17 protein-coding genes are annotated in these 18,570 nt (G+C 58.2%); 11 read left to right on the top strand and 6 right to left on the bottom strand.

Annotated elements, in window-relative coordinates:
- The first annotated feature begins 24 nt into the window (after positions 1-24).
- The 3 genes from ubiT to ubiV are packed head-to-tail and all read left to right on the top strand — an operon-like array spanning position 25 to position 2,466.
- Positions 25-567, top strand: a complete 543-nt coding sequence (gene ubiT / locus ACR0LI_RS14775; protein WP_348539746.1) for a ubiquinone anaerobic biosynthesis accessory factor UbiT — start codon at positions 25-27, stop codon at positions 565-567.
- Positions 567-1,544, top strand: coding sequence for a ubiquinone anaerobic biosynthesis protein UbiU (ubiU, locus tag ACR0LI_RS14770; protein WP_171724648.1), 978 nt, complete (start codon positions 567-569; stop codon positions 1,542-1,544). Before ubiT ends, ubiU begins: the two co-directional genes overlap by 1 nt.
- Positions 1,545-1,548: 4 nt before the next feature.
- Positions 1,549-2,466 carry a ubiquinone anaerobic biosynthesis protein UbiV gene (ubiV, locus tag ACR0LI_RS14765; RefSeq protein ID WP_480718749.1) on the top strand — a complete coding sequence of 306 codons (918 nt, stop codon included), beginning with the start codon at positions 1,549-1,551 and terminating at the stop codon, positions 2,464-2,466.
- Between the two features lie 48 nt (positions 2,467-2,514).
- On the opposite strand, the gene ACR0LI_RS14760 is transcribed toward ubiV, so the two are convergent.
- From ACR0LI_RS14760 to ACR0LI_RS14750, 3 genes are all read right to left on the bottom strand, one after another.
- Positions 2,515-3,783: an MFS transporter gene (locus ACR0LI_RS14760; protein ID WP_171636305.1), complete on the bottom strand. Its 1,269-nt coding sequence runs from the start codon at positions 3,781-3,783 to the stop codon at positions 2,515-2,517.
- A gap of 178 nt (positions 3,784-3,961) precedes the next feature.
- Positions 3,962-5,134, bottom strand: coding sequence for a diaminopropionate ammonia-lyase (locus ACR0LI_RS14755; protein WP_480718748.1), 1,173 nt, complete (start codon positions 5,132-5,134; stop codon positions 3,962-3,964).
- Positions 5,135-5,148: 14 nt separating this feature from the next.
- Positions 5,149-6,291 carry an amidohydrolase gene (locus ACR0LI_RS14750; RefSeq protein ID WP_171636301.1) on the bottom strand — a complete coding sequence of 381 codons (1,143 nt, stop codon included), beginning with the start codon at positions 6,289-6,291 and terminating at the stop codon, positions 5,149-5,151.
- 109 nt (positions 6,292-6,400) lie between these two features.
- Here ACR0LI_RS14750 and ACR0LI_RS14745 point away from each other — a divergent pair, with 109 nt between their 5' ends.
- On the top strand, positions 6,401-6,862 hold the full coding sequence (locus ACR0LI_RS14745; protein ID WP_171636299.1) for an Lrp/AsnC family transcriptional regulator: 462 nt from the start codon (positions 6,401-6,403) through the stop codon (positions 6,860-6,862).
- A 131-nt stretch (positions 6,863-6,993) separates the two neighbouring features.
- On the opposite strand, the gene ACR0LI_RS14740 is transcribed toward ACR0LI_RS14745, so the two are convergent.
- Positions 6,994-9,012, bottom strand: coding sequence for a CocE/NonD family hydrolase (locus tag ACR0LI_RS14740; protein ID WP_480718747.1), 2,019 nt, complete (start codon positions 9,010-9,012; stop codon positions 6,994-6,996).
- Positions 9,013-9,098: 86 nt separating this feature from the next.
- The gene (locus ACR0LI_RS14735; RefSeq protein WP_480718746.1) at positions 9,099-11,138 is read right to left on the bottom strand and encodes an oxidoreductase; all 2,040 of its coding nucleotides are present in this window, start codon (positions 11,136-11,138) and stop codon (positions 9,099-9,101) included.
- A gap of 450 nt (positions 11,139-11,588) precedes the next feature.
- On the opposite strand from ACR0LI_RS14735, the gene ACR0LI_RS14730 reads away from it, so the two are divergent.
- Positions 11,589-11,933, top strand: a complete 345-nt coding sequence (locus ACR0LI_RS14730; RefSeq protein WP_171117928.1) for a RidA family protein — start codon at positions 11,589-11,591, stop codon at positions 11,931-11,933.
- A gap of 80 nt (positions 11,934-12,013) precedes the next feature.
- Here ACR0LI_RS14730 and ACR0LI_RS14725 read toward each other — a convergent pair whose 3' ends face one another.
- A complete protein-coding gene (locus ACR0LI_RS14725) occupies positions 12,014-12,940 on the bottom strand; it encodes a LysR family transcriptional regulator (protein WP_480488880.1) in 927 nt (308 codons plus the stop codon).
- Positions 12,941-13,097: 157 nt separating this feature from the next.
- Between ACR0LI_RS14725 and ACR0LI_RS14720 the strand changes: the two genes are divergently transcribed.
- From ACR0LI_RS14720 to ACR0LI_RS14695, 6 genes are all read left to right on the top strand, one after another.
- On the top strand, positions 13,098-14,114 hold the full coding sequence (locus ACR0LI_RS14720) for a TRAP transporter substrate-binding protein (protein ID WP_480488882.1): 1,017 nt from the start codon (positions 13,098-13,100) through the stop codon (positions 14,112-14,114).
- 67 nt (positions 14,115-14,181) lie between these two features.
- Positions 14,182-14,718 (top strand): TRAP transporter small permease, encoded by a 537-nt coding sequence (locus ACR0LI_RS14715; RefSeq protein ID WP_171636288.1) that lies wholly within the window; start codon positions 14,182-14,184, stop codon positions 14,716-14,718.
- A 17-nt stretch (positions 14,719-14,735) separates the two neighbouring features.
- The gene (locus ACR0LI_RS14710) at positions 14,736-16,076 is read left to right on the top strand and encodes a TRAP transporter large permease (protein ID WP_171117920.1); all 1,341 of its coding nucleotides are present in this window, start codon (positions 14,736-14,738) and stop codon (positions 16,074-16,076) included.
- Between the two features lie 17 nt (positions 16,077-16,093).
- Positions 16,094-16,588 carry a universal stress protein gene (locus tag ACR0LI_RS14705; RefSeq protein WP_171636286.1) on the top strand — a complete coding sequence of 165 codons (495 nt, stop codon included), beginning with the start codon at positions 16,094-16,096 and terminating at the stop codon, positions 16,586-16,588.
- 26 nt (positions 16,589-16,614) lie between these two features.
- Positions 16,615-17,001: a nuclear transport factor 2 family protein gene (locus ACR0LI_RS14700; RefSeq protein ID WP_209835032.1), complete on the top strand. Its 387-nt coding sequence runs from the start codon at positions 16,615-16,617 to the stop codon at positions 16,999-17,001.
- 37 nt (positions 17,002-17,038) lie between these two features.
- Positions 17,039-18,442, top strand: a complete 1,404-nt coding sequence (locus tag ACR0LI_RS14695; protein ID WP_171636284.1) for an NAD(P)/FAD-dependent oxidoreductase — start codon at positions 17,039-17,041, stop codon at positions 18,440-18,442.
- Positions 18,443-18,570 lie beyond the last annotated feature (128 nt).

The following is an 18,570-nucleotide window of genomic DNA, read 5'->3' as shown; positions in this document are numbered from 1 at the left end:
TTGTTGAGACAGCAGGAGGTCTGTTTGTCCGATCCCCTAAACCAGATACCGCAATGCCCTGCCGCTTTGGCCGCAGCCCTGCGGTTTGTTCCGCTTGCACCCTTGTCGCTGTCACTGACGGCGTTTTCCCGCAAAATAACCAAGAAACACCCCGATTTGCTCAACCGGCTCGGGGAATACAGCCGGGCAGCCTTTGTGCTTGATCCAACGGATCTGCCCGTTGTCCTTCTGCTCGAACCGAATGACGGCGCACCGAGAATCAGATTGAGCCGCGGGCGCGTGGACGGGGCTGCGCGAATTTCCGGCCCACTGGCGGCGCTGTTGGGGCTGGTGCATGGAGCGTTTGACGGTGACGCCCTGTTCTTTTCGCGCGATCTGGTGATCGAGGGCGACACAGCCGCGGCACTGGCGCTGCGCAACGCAATTGACGACGCAGAGCTGGACCTCGCGCACGAGGCCGCAACCCTTTCCGGCCCGCTTGAACGCCAGCTGAAGCAGATCATCGCCTTTGCAGAGCGTCGGACCGGCCTGTGCCTGACCCGACCCGAGGACGCGATCCTATGGTAATGGAAATCGTTTGCCCGGCGGGAACGCCCGCGGCCCTGCGTGCAGCCGTCAGGGCCGGGGCTCACACGGTCTATTGTGGCTTCAATGACGAAACCAATGCGCGGAACTTTCCGGGGCTCAACTTTGACCGCGCTGAAATGCGGGCCGGAATTTCCTTTGCCCATGATCACGGATCGAAGGTCTTGATTGCAATCAATACCTTCCCGCAGGCAGGCAACGAAGGGATTTGGAAACAAGCGGTGGCGGATGCCGAAACCTGCGGTGCAGATGCTGTCATTCTCGCCGATCTGGGCTTGCTGGACTACGCGGCGCGACATCATCCCAAGCTGCGCAGACATCTGTCCGTGCAGGCCGCGGCGGCCAATGCTGACGTGATCAATTTCTATGCCGAAACTTTCGGTGTAAAGCGGGTGGTCTTGCCGCGCGTTTTGTCCGTTCCGGAAATTGCCGCGATCAACTCTGAAACCGATGTCGAAACCGAAGTCTTCGTGTTTGGCGGTCTTTGCGTCATGGCCGAGGGGCGATGCTCGCTGTCCTCTTATGCCACCGGGTTGTCTCCAAACATGAATGGTGTCTGCTCCCCTGCCAGCCATGTGCAGTATCAAGAAGAACAGGGCGCGTTGAACGCGCGCCTTGGCGGGTACCTGATCCACCGGGTCGAACGGGATGAGCCCGCACCGTATCCGACTTTGTGCAAAGGGTGTTTTTCCGCAGGTGAAAAAACCGGGCACCTGTTCGAGGATCCCGTCAGCTTGAACGCAGAACGGCTGATCCCGCAATTGCAAAAGGCAGGTGTGACAGCCTTGAAGATCGAAGGGCGCCAGCGGTCAAAATCTTATGTCGCACAGGTCGTTCGGAATTTTCGCGCCGCGGTCGATGCGCTGGAGTCAGGCCAGCCGATGCCCGAAGGTATGCTTGCGCGACTGTCGGAAGGGCAGGCCATGACGACCGGCGCTTACAAAAAGACGTGGAGGTGATCCGATGGAACTGACAATAGGCCCGAACCAGTTCTTCTGGCCCTCCGAAACCTGGGCTGCATTTTATGATGATCTGGCCCGATCGCCCGTCGACCGCGTCGTGCTTGGGGAACTGGTCTGTTCCAAGCGCTTGCCGTTTTACCAAGATCGTATCCCTGCGGCGATTTCCCGGCTGGTGAAGGCGGGCAAAGAGGTTGCGCTGACAAGCCTGGCCCTTGTGACCCTGAAACGCGAGCGCAAACTCACGGCTGAGCTTGCAGAAATGGGCGTCATGGTCGAGATCAACGATCTGACCGCGCTGGCACATTTGCCCGGAACCTGCACGTTTGCCGTTGGCCCGCTGGTAAATGTCTACAACGAAGGTACTTTGAAATGGTTGGCTGCTCGGGGTGCGCGCCGGGTTTGTCTTCCGCCGGAATTGCCCATCGCTTCGGTCAAAACGCTGGCGCAAGCTGCCTCGGACTTGGGCGTCGCGATCGAAATATGGGGGCATGGCAGGTTGCCGCTGGCCATTTCCGGGCGCTGTTACCACGCGCGATTGCATGGGCGCAGCAAGGACAATTGCCAGTTTGCCTGCGAAGACGATCCGGACGGGTTGGACGTTCTGACCGGTGACGGCAAGCCTTTTATGGCCATGAACGGTGTGCAGACCCTGTCAGACAGCCATGCCTGTACGGATCATCAGATCGACCTGCTGAAACAGGCTGGCATCTCGGCGTTGCGTCTGTCGCCGCAATCTGGCGGATTCCGTCAACTGTGCGAACTGTATCGAAAACGTATCGACGGTGATCTTCCCCAAGGAGAAGTGGAGTGCGCCCTGCGTGGCGCTGATCCTGATATTCGGTTGAGCGACGGATTTCTGACGGGGTCCTGCGGTGCAGAATGGTCCGGTGCATCAAAGGCGGCTTCGATCTCGGTTTGACCGCCGCATCGGCACGGCGTCCGTCGCGCCGGACGCGAATAAAACAGCCTATGCTTTGAACCCTTGGGATGAGTCCGGGTTTGTCCGGGTTTCTTCCTCTTGAACCCAGGTTTCGGCCTGCAAGACCCCGGGTTGCCCGGTGCCGATAATCCCCACGACCTGCACATCGCCGGTATCGGTGGGAGCGGCCACCTGAACACGCCGGATCAATGCGAAAAGGGCGACCGCAATACCGATAGCCGCCAGAAGAAACGGAAGACCGCGCCCGCCGAACAATGAGATAGAGTTCGGCCCCAGCATGGTTCCCACCAGCAGGCCGACATTCAGCAGCAGCACCATCGTGCCACTGGCGGGAACGATCTGAGACAGCTTGAGCTGATCATTGGCATGCGCCGTCAGGATCGAATACGCGGGATACAGCCCGATTGCGATCAGAACAAAACCATAGACGATATGAGACGGCGACGTATCGATGGCCATCCAAAGACTGGACAGAGTCGTAACGACACCCAGCCCGATTACCACATAGCGTCTGTCGGTGTGATCAGACAGCCAGCCGATCGGGTATTGCACCACCGCACCGGCGATCAGCGCCGCCACCAGCGCCCCTGACGCCTGCGCCGTCGTAAAGCCGTTTTGCAACGCATAAAGCGGCAACGAGATATAAGACGCCGCGACACCGATGCTGACCAGAACGATACCGATGACTGCGATGGGCGAAACCTTGTAAAGCACGGGAACCGACATGCGTTCCGGAGCGGCATATTCCGGCGCCTTGTTGCCCGACAGAAGAAGCGGCACGATCGAAAGCGAAATCAGGATGGAAACAAGCCCGAACAGCAGGTTCCCAGTGGGGTCGGGAAAGCCTACTATGGCGGTGCCAAGCGCCGGGCCGGCAAGCTGGATAATGAAATACAGCGACAGGACCTGAGCGCGCATGTTGTTCTCGGACTTCGCGTTCAGCCAGCTTTCGGTGATGACGTAAAGCCCCGGGTAACAAAATCCGCCCAACAGACGCATCACGCTCCAGCTGATCGCGTCGCTGGTCAGCAGATGCACGATGGCCGCAATCGAAACCAGCGAGGCGAGGGCCGAAAATGCCCGAATATGCCCGACATTTTCGACCAGCCTCGGGGCAAGTGCCGTCCCTGCAAGCGCACCCAGGGGATAGCTTGCCTGCATGACGGAAATCGTGAAGTCACTAAAGCCCAGACTGGCCCCCCGGATCGTCAGCAACGTCGCCAACAGACCGTTGGCAACCATCAGCATGAACATCCCAAGGAACAGTGCCCAGTTTTCGTTTAACGCGCGTATCATAGCGAACCGCTACTGATGCGGGGAGGGCCTGTATACAACTCCTACGACATCGGGATGTCGTTTGATGGAACTTCTCCGTTGCGGGCCACTATGTCGGATTCAACCGTCCCAAGGCCCATTGAAACTGGGTTTTCGGCTAAACGGATTGGCCTCTGTGCCCGCAGGAATTGCGGCTGAGTTACACGTCGCCTTGCATGATCCGGGCATAGATATCGGGATCCGTCACGCCTTCAGAGCCGATCGTCAAAACCCGAGACTGCGGCGTTAATCCAAGCTTCTGGAAAAGCTCGGGGTTGTTGGCCGCTTCGATCAATGCGGCCAATCCGGCAACGCCGCTCTCTCCGGCTTCGATCGCCGGATCACTACCATGCGGACGCGCCAGGCGACGGACGGTGGGCGGTATCAGCTGATCGTCGATTGTCAGAAAGTCCGAGGCTTCGCTGCGCAAAACCTCCCACGCCATCGGTGACGGCACCCCGCAGGACAAACCCGCCATAATGGTCTCTTCATCGATATCTACGGTCGCGGCTTGCCCCTGCCTTGCGCTTTCGAACAAACACGCCGCCAGATGCGGTTCCACGACCACGACGCGCGGCGCGGCATCACCCCAGGCCTGACGCAATGCTGCCGCAACTGCCGCGGCAAGCCCTCCAACTCCACCTTGCAGAAAGACATGCGTCGGTGCCGTGTCCATTGCATCCACGACTTCTTTGACCATGACACCATAGCCCGACATCACGTCGCGCGGCGGGTCAGTGTAGCCTGGCCAGGATGTGTCCGAAACCACGAACCAGCCGTTCTCGTCGGCTTCCCGCCGACACTGATCCACCGAGGCGTCATAGTCTCCATTGATGCGCACGACGTCGGCCCCGAGTTCGCGCATGGCCTGCGCGCGGCCTTCACTGACTTCGGCGTGAATGTAGATCCGGCACGGCGCGCCGAACCGCTTGCACCCCCACGCGAGCGACCGACCGTGGTTGCCATCGGTTGCCGAAACAAGCGTGATACTGGCAACCATGTCGGCGCAGCGGCCAGTACGGATATCTTCCAATGACACGTCCTGACCGGTCCGGCGCGATATTTCGCGTTGCAGAACACGCAAGGCGGCAAAGGCCCCCCCCAAGGCCTTGAAACTTCCAAGACCAAACCGGGGACCTTCATCCTTGTAGTGGACTTCCGCGACTCCGATCTCGGCTGCCAACGATGGCAAAGAATGCAGAGGCGTTGGCGCATACCCCTCCCATTGGGTGATTTCCCTTGCTGCGCGATCGAAATCCTGTTGTGTCAAAACGGTTTCGGCAGCGGGGCCAAAGCTCGGCCTGCCTGCCTGATGGGCGATGATTTCTGTCATGGTCGTGTATCCTGTCAGGGGGTCAGCGGCAGGCGCTGCCGTACCAGCTCTGCCCAGAGTTCTGCACCCAGCGGGAGCAGTGCGTCGTTGAAATCGTAATCAGCCGAGTGCAGCGGACGGCCGTTTGATCCTTCGGTCCCGTTGCCGATAAGCAGGAAACACCCGGGCACAACGGCGGCAAATTCAGCAAAATCTTCCGAGAAAGACATGGCAGAGCGGTCTCCGTCCACCTCAAGACCCATGGCCGAAGCCGCTGCAACGACATGCGATGCGGCATCGGCATCATTGTTTGCCTCGATGAATGCGGTACGGAAATCCACACTCACCTCGACGCCATGGCTTTCGGCCACACCGCCTGCGATCTGGCGCATGGTGCGTTCGATCAGCTTGCGGTCTGCCGGTGACATGGCCCGCGCGTCACCTTTCAGAACAGTACGCCCCGGAAGGACATTGCGCTGCCCGTCGGTGGTGAACTCGGTCACCGACACCACGGCGCCGGATGAAGGTGCAAGCTTTCGTGAAACGATGGTTTGCAGGGCCAATACAAGTTCCGCCGCAGGCGTGATCGTTTCGCGCCCGACATGAGGCATCGAGGCATGACCGCCTTGACCGGAAAGCGTGATTTCAAACAGGCTTTCACTGCAACAGATGACACCGGCGCGGGTGGAAACCCGCCCGACAGGCTCACCCGGAAGATTGTGCGCGCCGTAAACCTCATCAATCGGGAAGGTCCGCAAAACGCCCTCATCGATCATCGCTTTTGCCCCAAGCCCATGCTCTTCATTGGGCTGGAACAGAAAGACAACCGTGCCGTCAAACGTCGGATCCTTGGCCAGCAATTCGGCGGCCCCAAGCAGCATCACCGTGTGGCCATCATGTCCACAGGCATGCATGACACCTTCGTTCTGCGACTTGTGCGCAAATGTATTGACCTCGGTAATCGGGAGCGCGTCGAAATCCGCGCGCAGCCCAATGGCGCGATTGCCATTGCCCGCCTTCAAGACGCCCACGACACCGACCCCTTCAAACACCTCGATGCCTAGGTTGCGCAGATGCCCGGCAATCCGGTTCTTGGTCCAGACTTCCTGAAACCCAAGCTCGGGGTTGCGATGAAACTCATGGCGCAACGCACGCAGGCGTTCTGTCAATGCTGTCACGGCAAAACTTCCCCTTCGACGTGTTGCTTCACATGTGAGAAACAAGTTTATTGCAAGTGACCTGAAAAAAGGGCTCTAGTTAGTGGCAAGCCATGCAAGTTTCTTTCACATGACGCAATTGGATGACTTTGACCGCGCGATCCTGCGGATTCTGCAACAAGACAACAGAACCACGCAGCACAAGATTGGCGAGGCCGTAAATCTGTCCGCACCCTCGGTGCAGCGCCGTATCCGCCGGATGGAGGCCGAGGGCGTGATTCGAGCCAATGTGGCCGTCGTTGACCCGGCGGCCGTAGGTCTTCAACTTACCATCTTCGTTGAACTTGAACTGGTCAGTGAAACCCCGGACGAGATCGATGCCGTCAAGAAAACCCTGCTGAATGCTCCGGAAGTCCAGCAATGCTTTTACGTGACCGGAGAGGTTGATTTCATGGTTGTCGTGGTCGTCGAAAGCATGGCGGTGTACGAAGATTTCACCCGCAGGATGTTCTTTGAAAACGGCAATATTAGAAAGTTCAGAACCTTCGTTTCCATGGATACCATCAAATCCGGCAGTGCTTTGGGGTTCTGACCGGCACATGGTGCAACGACAGGACCGTCCAGACATGTCCGCGCAAGTCTGGACCATTCGGTTGGGTTGACAGGACTGCGAAGGCAAGTCCAGTCACGGGTCTCAACGCAATTTTTCCAACGTGTTTTCAACTACATTCCATTGCGCGGAATGACATGCGCTTTCTCTTCCTCAAAGATCAGCTCCTCCCCTGACCATGCCTTCAGGCGCGAGATCAAATGAAACTCGGTGGCCGTTGCCCGTTGTTCGGAATAGGTCCATATCCTGGCCGACCAGTCCTCACGGTCGAAACCGGCGGTCTGCTCCATCGTGGCAACAGCAGAAAGCGGGTCACCCGGATGGATTGAATATCTTCGATCCGACACGTCGCTGAGCACCGTCCCAATATCGTCCAGGCGGAAATCACCCACCGGCCCGAAGACGCCCCCGTCCAGAAAAAACCTGTGTGTCACCTTGCCATTGGTCAGGTCCGTGTGGACCGAGCGTTCCATCGAGCCCGAGCGCACCTTGGTCTTTCTTGCGGCCTCACCGGAAGCCGATGGTTCCGGCAGCGGGCGGGGTTCGGTTGTGTCAACGCCTGGGTTGCGGATGGGCAAGTGCAAATGAGATTGACCCGGGCGGATTGTAAGTGTCACAGGTTCGGGGGCGGGCCAGAGTACCGGCCAGTAAGCCGAAGCGATCTGCAAAACGATGCGATGACCTGACGGAACCCGATATCCTGTTCCATACATCGAGACGGTAACAGCCATCTCTTCCCCGGGTGTGATCGGCGTGGGTTCTGTATCGCTGATCCGGTGGTTGAGGTTGCAGAATCCCCTGGCAATCAGCGTCTGCGCACCGTTCGGGGCTTCGTCCACCAGCAATACAACGACAAAGCCCTGAGTCTGATCTGCTGACACCTTCAGATCGACCGATGGTTGCCCCAGGATATCAAGTGCGTCTTCAAGTGGCGCCGCTTTGAACTGCAACGCGCCGGCGGCGTCGATCCGGCAATCTGCCGCCATGTCTCCGGGAATGGCGAAAGAGCACATATCACCTGCGGCCGCCCCAAAGCTTTGCGGCGAGCAAATCGCAAGCTCTGCCGCGGAAACGGGGTCTGCCTCAAGCGTCAGATGATTCAGCCACAGGGACGTGTTGGTGATATTCGGTGACGGCCAGCTCGGCTCTTCGACCCAGCGCCCCGTGCGTTCCAGATGCGTTCCGGTCGGCGCTGCGCTGTCTTGAAGGAAAAAACGCAAGGGTGGTTCGTCCATCAACCCTGTGTCTTTTCCCTTCAGCCAGTGATCCCAGAACCGGATGACCTCGCCGACGAAATCAGCCTTGGGGCCGGGCACCCCTTCATGCGGGTAAAGATGCGCCCAGGGCCCCATCAGGATCTTGACCGGTCCGCTGAGGTGTTCGGCAATGCGGAATGGGGTATCGCGGTATAGATCCATCCAGCCGCCGAAAAAGTAGACCGGTATATCCACGTCGGCATAGTTCTCGCAGATCGAACCGCGCCGCCACATCTCGTCATGGGTCTGGTGTTCCAGCCACATGGCCGGCCAGAACGCGGCGCCTTCCAACCGCTCGCGCCACATGTCAAGCCAGCGGTCCGGGCCGACAATCTCTGGGTCTGGTGGCATGGCGTTGTACAGCTGCATGATCGAGCCCCACCAGAAATTGTCGTTGGCTAGACATCCGCCGTAAAAGTGGATGTCCTCGCGCCACCGGTTGTCTGTGCCCATCACCGGTGCGATCGCCTTCAACGCCGCAGGGCGCGTCGCCGCCACTTGGAACGCGTTATATGCGCCCCAGCTTTTGCCGAACATTCCGACGTTCCCATCGCACCAGTCCTGATCGGCGATCCACTGGATGAGGTCGTGACCGTCCTGAATCTCCTGATGCGAATACTCATCTTCGGAAACACCATCACTGTCGCCATAGCCTCGGATATCAACGCGGATCGACGCGTAACCGGCGGCGGCAAACTGCGGATGCATGCTTTCATCCCGCATGCGTGTCCTGTCCCGGCGGCGATAGGGGATGTATTCCACGATACAGGGCACAGGGGCGTTGTTCGCGCTTTCCGGCAGCCACAGGCGCGCCGCAAGTTTCGTGCCGTCAGGCAGCGGTATCCAAACAGTCTCGATGACCTCAATATTGCTCATGTCCGGTCCTTTTCGTTCGGGCGCATAAGGGGTTTCATGCCGTGCGGGCAATCGGCTGTACGTGTTCAACGCATTCTCAGATGGCGTCACCACCGAAGGCCTAGGCGCAGCGCGTCATAGACTGCCGCGTGTATGTTGCGCGAAGAAACGGCGTCTCCGATCCGGTAAAGATCAAAACCGGCATTCGGGTTCACCTGCGGAAACACGTCACCCGAATTGGCGACAAGAGCGTCGTGATCCACACGGCCACGATTTCGCGAAAGCGGCTTGAGTTGGAAATAGAGTTCATCCAGAGGCAAGGTGCCCTGATTGACAATGACCTGATCATACACGCGCTTATCAACAAGTTTCGAGTAATCCGTTCCAATCGCCGCTTCCAGTTGATTGCCTGAGCGAACCAGCGATTTCAGCGTTCGGGTAACGGTGAACACCGCCCCCGTTTTTTGCAGCGCACGCATATATGGCACCAGATTCATGCCCATGATCTCGGGCGCGAAGCTGCGGTCGCGGGTCATGATCTCAACCCGCGCACCGGACCCGGCGATGACCTCGGCCGCCATCAGGGCCGGGTGGTCGCCCGCATCATCGTAGATCAGGACATTTTCGCCCGGTTGCACGTCTGCCGACAGGATGTCCCAGGCCGAAACCGCCAGATCGTTGCCGGTTTCCAATATTGTCGTCTCGGGCAAGCCTCCGGTTGCAATCACGACCATATCCGGGGCAAAGGTTGTTACGTTCTCCGCCTCTGCAAACGTGTTGAACTGAAACCTGACGTCGCGCGCAGCACATTGCGCCATGCGCCAGTCGATGATCCCGATCATCTCGGCCCGGCGTCGGGATTGCGCGGCCAGACGCACCTGACCTCCGGGTTCAGGGGCCGCTTCCAGAACGGTAACGTCATGCCCGCGCTCTGCCGCGACCCGCGCGGCTTCAAGCCCTCCGGGCCCTGCGCCGACGACGACCGCCCGGCGGCGGGATTTGGCTGCGGGGATCACATGCGGCATCGACAATTCGCGCCCGGTAGCGGGGTTGTGAATGCAAAGGGCTTCACCCGCCTGATAAATTCGGTCCAGGCAGTAGGTTGCACCGACGCAGGGGCGGATTTCATCCTCCTGACCGGCCCGGATCTTGGACACGATCATCGGGTCGGCCATATGCGCGCGGGTCATGCCGACCATATCCAACAACCCCGAGGCCACGGCATGTCGTGCGGTTGCCACATCGGGAATGCGCGATGCATGAAAGGTCGGCATCCCGATTTCGGCTCGTACGCGCCCGGCAAAATCCAGATGAGGCGCACTTTTCATGCCCTGTACCGGGATCACATCCGTCATGGCCGGATCCGTATGAATGCGCCCGCGGATGACGTTCAGGAAATCGACCTGACCGCTGTCGCGCAGCCTTCGGGCGATTTCCAGCCCGTCTTCTTCGGTGATGCCGCCTTTTTCGACTTCATCCGCGGTATAGCGGACGCCAACGATGAAATCCTGCCCGACACGGTTGCGGATTGCATCCAGAACCATGAAGCCGAACCGCAACCGATTGTCGAAACTGCCGCCATAGGGCGCGTCCATCGTATTGGTGAGTGGTGACCAGAACTGATCGATCAGGTGGCCATAGGCTTGCAATTCGATTCCGTCGAGACCCGCGGCCTTCATACGCTCGGCTGCATCGGCGTAGTCGCTTACGATCCGTTCGACATCATGGTCTTCCATCTTCTTGGCAAAGGCCCGGTGGGCCGGTTCACGATAATGCGAAGAAGAGACCGACGGCAGCCAATCGCCCTTGTTCCAACCCGTGCGCCGCCCCAGATGGGTCAACTGGATCATGACCGCGCAACCATGAGCATGGCAGGCATCCGTCAATTCAGCCATCCAGCGCACCACCTCGTCCTTGTAGGCAAGGATGTTGTTGAACACCGGTGGGCTGTCGCGACTGACGGTGGCGGAACCCGCCGTCATGGTCATCGCGACCCCAGCTTTCGCGCGCATCTCATGATAGGCGCGGTAACGCTCTTTCGGCATACCGTCTTCGGGGTAGGCGGGTTCGTGACTGGTCGTCATGATCCTGTTCTTCAGCGTCAGATGCTTCAGCTGATAGGGTTGCAGCAGCACATCGCGGGTCATGACCACCCGTCCTTTGTTGGAACCATTGACGTCAGTCGACCAACTTCGCTGTCCTGCATCGGACATGCAAAAAGCAGTGTTTCGGCAGTGCCGGGTGGCATATGGCGCTCCGATATTGGGGCGAGCGGAGAAGCTCTTGACCGATTGAAAGCAGACTGGGAAACCTCCGTCAAACGCCTTGTGAACCAAAGTCGCGATGTTTCTCCGAATGCGTTGGCCGAGGCGCGCAAGACAGGACAGAAAAGATATCCGCGAAAACGACCTGTCCGCAAGGCGCTGGCAACCGCTTATCCCGTCGCCGCGCACCGGACATAAGCGTGCTGTTAGGCTGAAAACTCCCGCGCGGCAGGCTGGCAATTTTTCGATGATTGAAGGTCTGGGCTGGCGGTTGGCGTCGTTTCGCTCTATCGCCCAACTGGAACATACCTTTCGTGACAGGAGACAGCAGTCGTGACCATCACTCGGATCGAGACCGGCAAGCGCATGAGCCGCATCGTCAAACATAACGGAACCGCCTATCTGTGCGGTCAGGTTTCCGATGCCGCAACCGTTGCCGATCAAACCCGTGACATCCTTGCCAAGATCGAGGACCTTCTGGCCAAGGCTGGCAGCGACAAGACGCGTATCCTGCAATGCGTGATCTGGCTGTCGGACATGGCCGACTTTGCCGAAATGAACGCGGTCTGGGATGCCTGGGTGCCAGAGGGCCACGCCCCGGCCCGCGCCTGCGGCGAGGCGAAACTGGCCCGTGATGTTCTGAAGGTCGAGATGATCGTTACCGCAGCCTGCGATTGATCCGCCCGGCCTTGCGCCGTGTGCTGATTTCAGGCGTGGGCGGGTTTGGGTCTGGGAAACAAGACGTCCTGCCCGCGTTCCTACTGTACCTGAGAATGTACCTTTACCAGAGTTTCCAGAAACAGCTTGGCCACGCGTGTTGGCGCAGGTTGTTTTCTGGCTACGGCCGCGAAACGGGTTCTGTATTTGATCTCTTTGGGCAGAACCTTTTTCATAAGCCCATGTTCGACAAATTCCTGCGCCAGATGATCGGGAAGAAACCCAAGGTAGCGACCTGAAAGTATCAGAATGACAAGGGCTTGTTCGTTCTGCACTTTGGCCGCACGTCGAAACCCCAGTTGTTGACCAACGATGAGGTTCGGAGAGTTCACGTGCAGGCCGGCGTAGTTGAACTTGCGAAGAACACTCAGTTTCAACTCTGGATCCGAGCGGTCAAACAGGGGGTGTTCCTGCCCACAGTACAAATACATGTTTTCCCCGTAGAGCGGCGTGTATTCCAGGCTTGCCGATGGTCTGTGCAAAGCGATGATACCGACATCCAGTTGCCCGCTGATGACCATTGTTTCAATCACGTTGGGGGGTTCCAGCGACAGTTCGATGTGAACCGCCGGTGCGGCCTCATTGAACTTGTGAATGGTGCGGGCAAGTTGGGCTTCCGGGTTGGTCGTACATTGATCGAACAGAGCCACGCGAATGCTGCCGGCCAGTTGTTGTTTGACTTCATTGACCTCGGTTCTGAACTGCGCCACGGAAATAAGCAGGTCTTCTGCCGCGGCCAGCACCTTTTCGCCGTCTTCCGTCAGTGAAAACCCTGCCGGCCCCCGGTTGCACAGCTTTAGGCCAAGCCTCAGTTCCAGGTCAGACAAGTGTTTCGAGATCGTCGATTTGCCGATGTTCAGCTCGATCTCGGCGGCCGTGATGCCACCACTTTCCGCGACGGTTTTGAACACGCGCAGCAGACGGATGTCCGTGTCGCCGATCCGGGTATCAAGTTTGTTCTGTCTCATATCGTATGTTTGAAATTTATGAAACCTTTCGCGCAAATATTAACAACGACGAAACCAAGTTGGCAAGTTAGCTTCGTGTCGCCGAGGTAGAATCGGACTGGCCACCTTCTCCCCAGGTCAGCGCGCACCTCGAAACACGACATATGGGAGGAAATCCATGTCATTTATCAAAAAGCTTGGCACTTTCAGCGCAGCCGTTTCCGTTGCCGCACTGATGGTTGCAGGCACGGCCGAGGCGAAGAACTTCAAGATCGCTGTCGGCGACAGCGCGGGCAGCGCACAAGAGGCGCTGGGGCTCGCGTTCGTAAAAGCGCTCGAAGAAAAATCAGGTGGTGAGCACACCGCGACACTGTTTCTCAACGGTCAGCTCGGTTCCGAGCAGGACACGGTGAACGAGGCGGCGATCGGCACGCTGGATATGTCGCTGCTGGCGATCAACAACATCACGCCGTTCTCGCCTTCGGTCGGTGTTTTCACACTGCCTTACGTGATCCTCAGCCTGGAAGATGCCGAAAAACTGACCCAGGGTCCAATCGGTCAGGAACTGGTCGAAAACACCATCCGTGATGCCGGTGTGCGCATCATCGGCTGGACCTATACCGGTTTCCGCCGTCTGACGAACTCGAAGAAGCCGGTCAAATCGGTTGCGGATTTGCAGGACCTGATCATTCGCGTTCCCAAAAACGAAATCATGATCGAAACCTACAAGGCATGGGGCATCAACCCGACCCCGATGGCCTGGTCGGAAACCTTCACCGGCCTGCAGACCAAAGTGGTTGACGGTCAGGACAACCCTTACCTGACGATCAATGCGATGAAGTTCTATGAGGTTCAGAACCACGTCACCAACCTGCGTTACATCTTCTCGATCGAACCGCTGATCATCTCGGAAGCCGTGTTCCAGGAACTGTCCGAAGAGGAACAGCAGATGATCCTGGAAGCAGGGCAGGAAGCCACTCAGGTCTCGGCCCAGTTCCTGCGGGACTCGGAAGCAGCCATCAAGGAAGAGCTGACGGCCAAGGGGATGGAAATCATCGACCCCGAGAACGACGAAGCCGAGTTCATTCAACTGGCGACCGAAGCTGTATGGCCGCAATTCTACGAGTCCATTGGTGGTGTCGAGAAACTGAATGCAGTTCTCGAAGCCATCGGCCGCGAGCCGGTCCAGCAATAATCGTCGCACGGCGATACCGGGAAGAGCGCTGCGGCGCTCTTCTCACGTCAGGGAGGAGTGAAACCACATGTTCTGGAAATTTCTGGACAACATAGAAAGTGTCATCTGCCGGATCCTCTTATCCGGCTTCGTCTGCCTTTTGTTCGTGCAGATCATCGCGCGCGAGGTCTTCGGCTTTTCGGTCAGCTGGATCGAGGAACTCTCGGTCTACATGTTCGTCTGGTTCGTCTATTTCGGCGCAAGTTACGCCGCTCTGAAAGGTGCGCATAACCGCGTGACATTCCAGTTCAAGTTCCTGCCCGATGGGTCGATCAAATACATCGAAGCCTTCGCCGATCTCTTCTGGCTCTTCTTCAATGTCTACTTCCTGTATCTGGCGACTGATTTTGTCTTCAACAAGATGAACAAGTTCTGGAAATCCCAGACCCTGGGTATCGAGATGAAGTACGTCTACATGGTGCTGCCCATCGCGTTTGCGCTGATGACCGTCCGCATCATTCAGGTGAATTACCGCCGCCTTATCAAGGGCGAGGATATTCACGATCCCGATCAGATCGACCTCGACGAAATCAAAGCTGCGACTGAAGCAGCAAAGAAATCCTAAGGGCAGGGGGATAAACCATGGAATCCGAAATCGTCACAATCCTGTTTGGGTCTTTCCTGTTTCTGCTGCTCATTGGCGCGCCGATCACTGTGGCGCTGGGTGTGGCATCGCTGGTCTCATTCCTTTACCTGGACGAGAACCCGATCAAATTCGTGCAGATCGCCTTTACCTCGGTGGGTGCTTTCCCCCTGATGGCGTTGCCTGCCTTCATTCTTGCCGGGGCCCTGATGGAGGCCGCCGGTATCTCGAAACGCCTGATCAATGTTGCTGAAAGTCTGGCTGGTCCATTCACCGGCGGTATTTCGGCTGCAACGGTTATGGCCTGTCTGTTCTTTGGCGCCATTTCGGGCTCGGGCCCGGCAACAACCGCGGCCGTTGGGATGCTGATGATCCCTGCGATGATCGACCGCGGCTATGAGCGCGGCTATGCCTCGGCGATCACTGCGTCCTCTGGCGGCCTCGGGATTATCATTCCTCCCTCCATCCCGATGGTGATCTTCGGCATTGCCGCGCTCGGCATGGCGCCGCCGCCGGAAGCCGTGGAAAAGTTCGGAACCTTTCAGTCGGTTTCGATCTCGAAACTGTTCATTGCCGGATTCGTCCCGGCCTTCCTGATCGCCACCAGCCTGCTGATCCTGAACTTCTTCATGTCGAAAAAGCGCGGCTACAAGGGCGTTTCCGAAGGTTGGTCGATCCGTCACGTGGGCTGCGAAATGTATCGCGGTTTCTGGTCGCTGATGGCGCCGCTGGTGATCCTGGGCGGTATCTATACCGGCTTCTTCACTCCGACCGAGGCGGCAATCGTGGCGATTTTCTACACCCTGTTCGTGGGCGTGGTTATCTACCGCGAACTGACCTGGCAGTCGCTGTTCCAGTCGCTCGAGGCCACCACCTGGCTCACGGGCCGTGTTCTGCTGATCCTGTTCACCGCGACCGTGTTTGGCCGACTGCTGGTGGAAAACCAGATCCCGGCAATCATCGCGGATTCGATGCTCAGCTTCACGGACAACCTCTATGTCATCTGGACGCTGATCATCTTTTTCCTGCTGTTCGTCGGCATGTTCATGGAGACGCTGGCCACCATCCTGATCCTGGTTCCGGTGATGCTGCCGGTGGCCTATTCGGTGGGTATCGATCCGATCCACTTTGGCGTGGTGATGGTCTGCACGCTGGGTATCGGTTTCCAGACACCGCCGCTGGGCGAAAATCTGTTCATCGCCTCGGGTATCTCGAACATCACGATCGAACAGATCTCATTGCGTGCGCTGCCTTTTGCGGCCGCCAACACGATTGCGATCTTCATCATCGCCTTCTTCCCTGAACTGTCGCTGTGGCTCCCACGGCTGTTTGGCTACTGATCTGAAAGGATGACGACATGAAACAGATGGTCACAAACATCCTCTTTGCCACTGACCTGTCCGAAAACTCGGGTCACGCCATGCGCCATGCCGCCAGCATCGCGCAGGCCACGGGGGCCGAAATTCACGTGCTGCATGTGAATGAGCCACTGTCGGACGATGCCAAGATCACGATGGAGATCTTCATCCTGAATGAAGAAACCCGCAAGACCGCGATCGAGCGTCGTCACGAGATGGTGCGCAAGGTACTGGCCGAACGACAAGCCAAATTCTGGGCGCAGTTCGACGGCGACGATGGAAAAATTCGCGATCAGATCACCTCGGTCGAGGTCACCGATGGTCACCCGGCCGAAGTGATCCTGCGCCGCTCGGTCGAACTGGGCTGTGATCTGATCGTGCTGGGTGCGCATGATCACGGCTTTTCGCATACGTTTCTGGGCACCGTCGCAAAACGCGTTTTGCGGCGCTCCAAGATACCGACACTGATCGTTCCGAACCCGGACGAAACGTAACAACCCCACTGACAAGGAAGTACAAAATGAGCAAAACTCTGACCGCGCAGGACCTGGCGGACACGTTTGACGCGTTCAACCGCCATGACATCGACGGCGTAATGACCCACTTCGCCGACGACTGCGTGTTCTACACCGTGGCTGGTGACGAGAAATACGGCAACAAGGTTGAAGGTGCCGAAGCCATAGCCGCCGCGTTTTCAGGCGTCTGGGCAGGCATGAAAGACGCCCATTGGGACCATCACAGCCATTTTGTCCACGGTGATCGTGCCGTGTCCGAGTGGACCTTCTCAGGAACCGACGCAAACGGTATGCGGATCGAAGCTGAAGGTGCGGATCTGTTCACCGTTCGTGACGGTAAAATCGTCGTAAAACAGGCGCTTCGAAAGACGCGTCCAATGTTCAAAGCCTGATCCGCCGCCCTGCGCGCAGCCTCGGAGAAAAACAAGAATGGTGGATAACAGCATCCCGCGTCACTGGCCCAAGGCCAGCTATGACCCGAAATATGACCCGATCATAGATGCGGGTCCGGGTCACAATCGCGACCACGCGCCCACATATTGGATTGGAACGGCCGGAACACCTCCGGCCGATGATGGACCTGTGTCCAGCGATATGGATGCGGATGTGGTGGTGATCGGGTCGGGGTATACCGGCCTGTCCACCGCCATTCATCTTGCCAAGGAACACGGCATTCAAGCCGTTGTTTTAGAAGCAAATACAGTCTCTTGGGGCTGCTCCACCCGCAATGGCGGGCAGGCCCAGATCTCATCCGGACGGCTGAAACGGTCGCAATGGATTCAGCGCTGGGGCACGGACGTGGCCAAGCGCATGCATGCCGAGGTCACAGAAGCGTTTCAGCTGTTCAACGATCTGATTGCGTCGGACGATATCGATTGCGACCCGCAGCCAGGCGGCCACTACTACATCGCGCATCGCGACAAGGTCATGCCCTCCCTCAAGAAAGAAAGCAAGCTGCTCAACGACGTGTTCGGCTATGGTTCGCGGATTCTCTCTCGGGAAGAACTTCACGAAAAGCACGTGCGCGATATGGAGGCCGCAGGTGCCATGTGGGAACCTGACGGGACCTGCATCCATGCGGGTAAACTGGCCTTCGGCTACGTCAACATGGCGCGCCGTCTGGGGGTGAAAATTCACACCGGCAGCCCGGTCATGGGATGGCAGACGAAGAACGGCGTGCATCACCTGCGCACACCGGGCGGCATCGTCCGCGCCAAAACGGTGGCCTTGGCAACCGCGGGCTATACTCCGCCGGGTCTGAACACGCGCACAAAGCACCGCCTGATGCCCATCCTGTCCAACTCGATGGTGACACGGCCGCTTACCCAGGCCGAACTGGATGAGTGTGGCATTCAGACCAAATCCCCCCTGACCGACACGCGTACGCTGCGCCACTATTACCGCCTGCTGCCGGACAATCGGATGCAGATCGGCAGCCGCAGCGCGGTGACAGGGCGTGATGCCGAGAACGAAAAACATCTGGAGCTACTGAAAAAGGGTCTCGCCCGAAAGTTCCCGGCGCTGACGGATATCAACCTCGACTACTCGTGGTGGGGCTGGGTCGATGTCAGCCATGATATGATGCCGCGTATCTTCCAGCCGGACCCGCAACAGCGCGTGTTCTACGCGATGGGATACGGTGGCAACGGCGTGATGTACTCGGCTCAGGCCGGGCGTCGTATGGCACAGCTGATCGCGGGTAAGAAAGACAAGGCGTTTGAACTACCGATCTTCACGTCCCCGCTGCCCAGCCACGGCATTCTGACGCCTTTCCGCCGACTGGGACAGCGCATGGCGTATGTCGGCTACTACCTCAAAGACGAAATACTGTAACTCACAGGGGCTTCGGCGCCCTGAAAGGATAAGGAAACACCCTTATGAAAATGACGACGGAAGAGGCCTTTGTTAAGGTTTTGCAGATGCACGGGATTGAGCATGCGTTCGGGATCATTGGATCTGCG

Source organism: Ruegeria sp. CL7, assembly GCF_056536445.1.
Note: the sequence above shows the minus strand (reverse complement) of the source record. Positions and strands in the feature narration are given on the sequence as shown.

Bases quoted from the DNA above. Each gene is read 5' to 3' on its own strand.
- ACR0LI_RS14755 (WP_480718748.1), bottom strand. From the start codon at position 5,134: ATGACAGAAATCATCGCCCATCAGGCAGGCAGGCCGAGCTTTGGCCCC.
- ACR0LI_RS14715 (WP_171636288.1), top strand. From the start codon at position 14,182: ATGTTCTGGAAATTTCTGGACAACATAGAAAGTGTCATCTGCCGGATC.
- ubiV (WP_480718749.1), top strand. From the start codon at position 1,549: ATGGAACTGACAATAGGCCCGAACCAGTTCTTCTGGCCCTCCGAAACC.
- ACR0LI_RS14725 (WP_480488880.1), bottom strand. From the start codon at position 12,940: ATGAGACAGAACAAACTTGATACCCGGATCGGCGACACGGACATCCGT.
- ubiU (WP_171724648.1), top strand. From the start codon at position 567: ATGGAAATCGTTTGCCCGGCGGGAACGCCCGCGGCCCTGCGTGCAGCC.
- ACR0LI_RS14700 (WP_209835032.1), top strand. From the start codon at position 16,615: ATGAGCAAAACTCTGACCGCGCAGGACCTGGCGGACACGTTTGACGCG.
- ACR0LI_RS14695 (WP_171636284.1), top strand. From the start codon at position 17,039: ATGGTGGATAACAGCATCCCGCGTCACTGGCCCAAGGCCAGCTATGAC.
- ACR0LI_RS14710 (WP_171117920.1), top strand. From the start codon at position 14,736: ATGGAATCCGAAATCGTCACAATCCTGTTTGGGTCTTTCCTGTTTCTG.
- ACR0LI_RS14745 (WP_171636299.1), top strand. From the start codon at position 6,401: ATGACGCAATTGGATGACTTTGACCGCGCGATCCTGCGGATTCTGCAA.
- ACR0LI_RS14720 (WP_480488882.1), top strand. From the start codon at position 13,098: ATGTCATTTATCAAAAAGCTTGGCACTTTCAGCGCAGCCGTTTCCGTT.
- ACR0LI_RS14705 (WP_171636286.1), top strand. From the start codon at position 16,094: ATGAAACAGATGGTCACAAACATCCTCTTTGCCACTGACCTGTCCGAA.
- ACR0LI_RS14735 (WP_480718746.1), bottom strand. From the start codon at position 11,138: ATGACCCGCGATGTGCTGCTGCAACCCTATCAGCTGAAGCATCTGACG.
- ACR0LI_RS14760 (WP_171636305.1), bottom strand. From the start codon at position 3,783: ATGATACGCGCGTTAAACGAAAACTGGGCACTGTTCCTTGGGATGTTC.
- ACR0LI_RS14740 (WP_480718747.1), bottom strand. From the start codon at position 9,012: ATGAGCAATATTGAGGTCATCGAGACTGTTTGGATACCGCTGCCTGAC.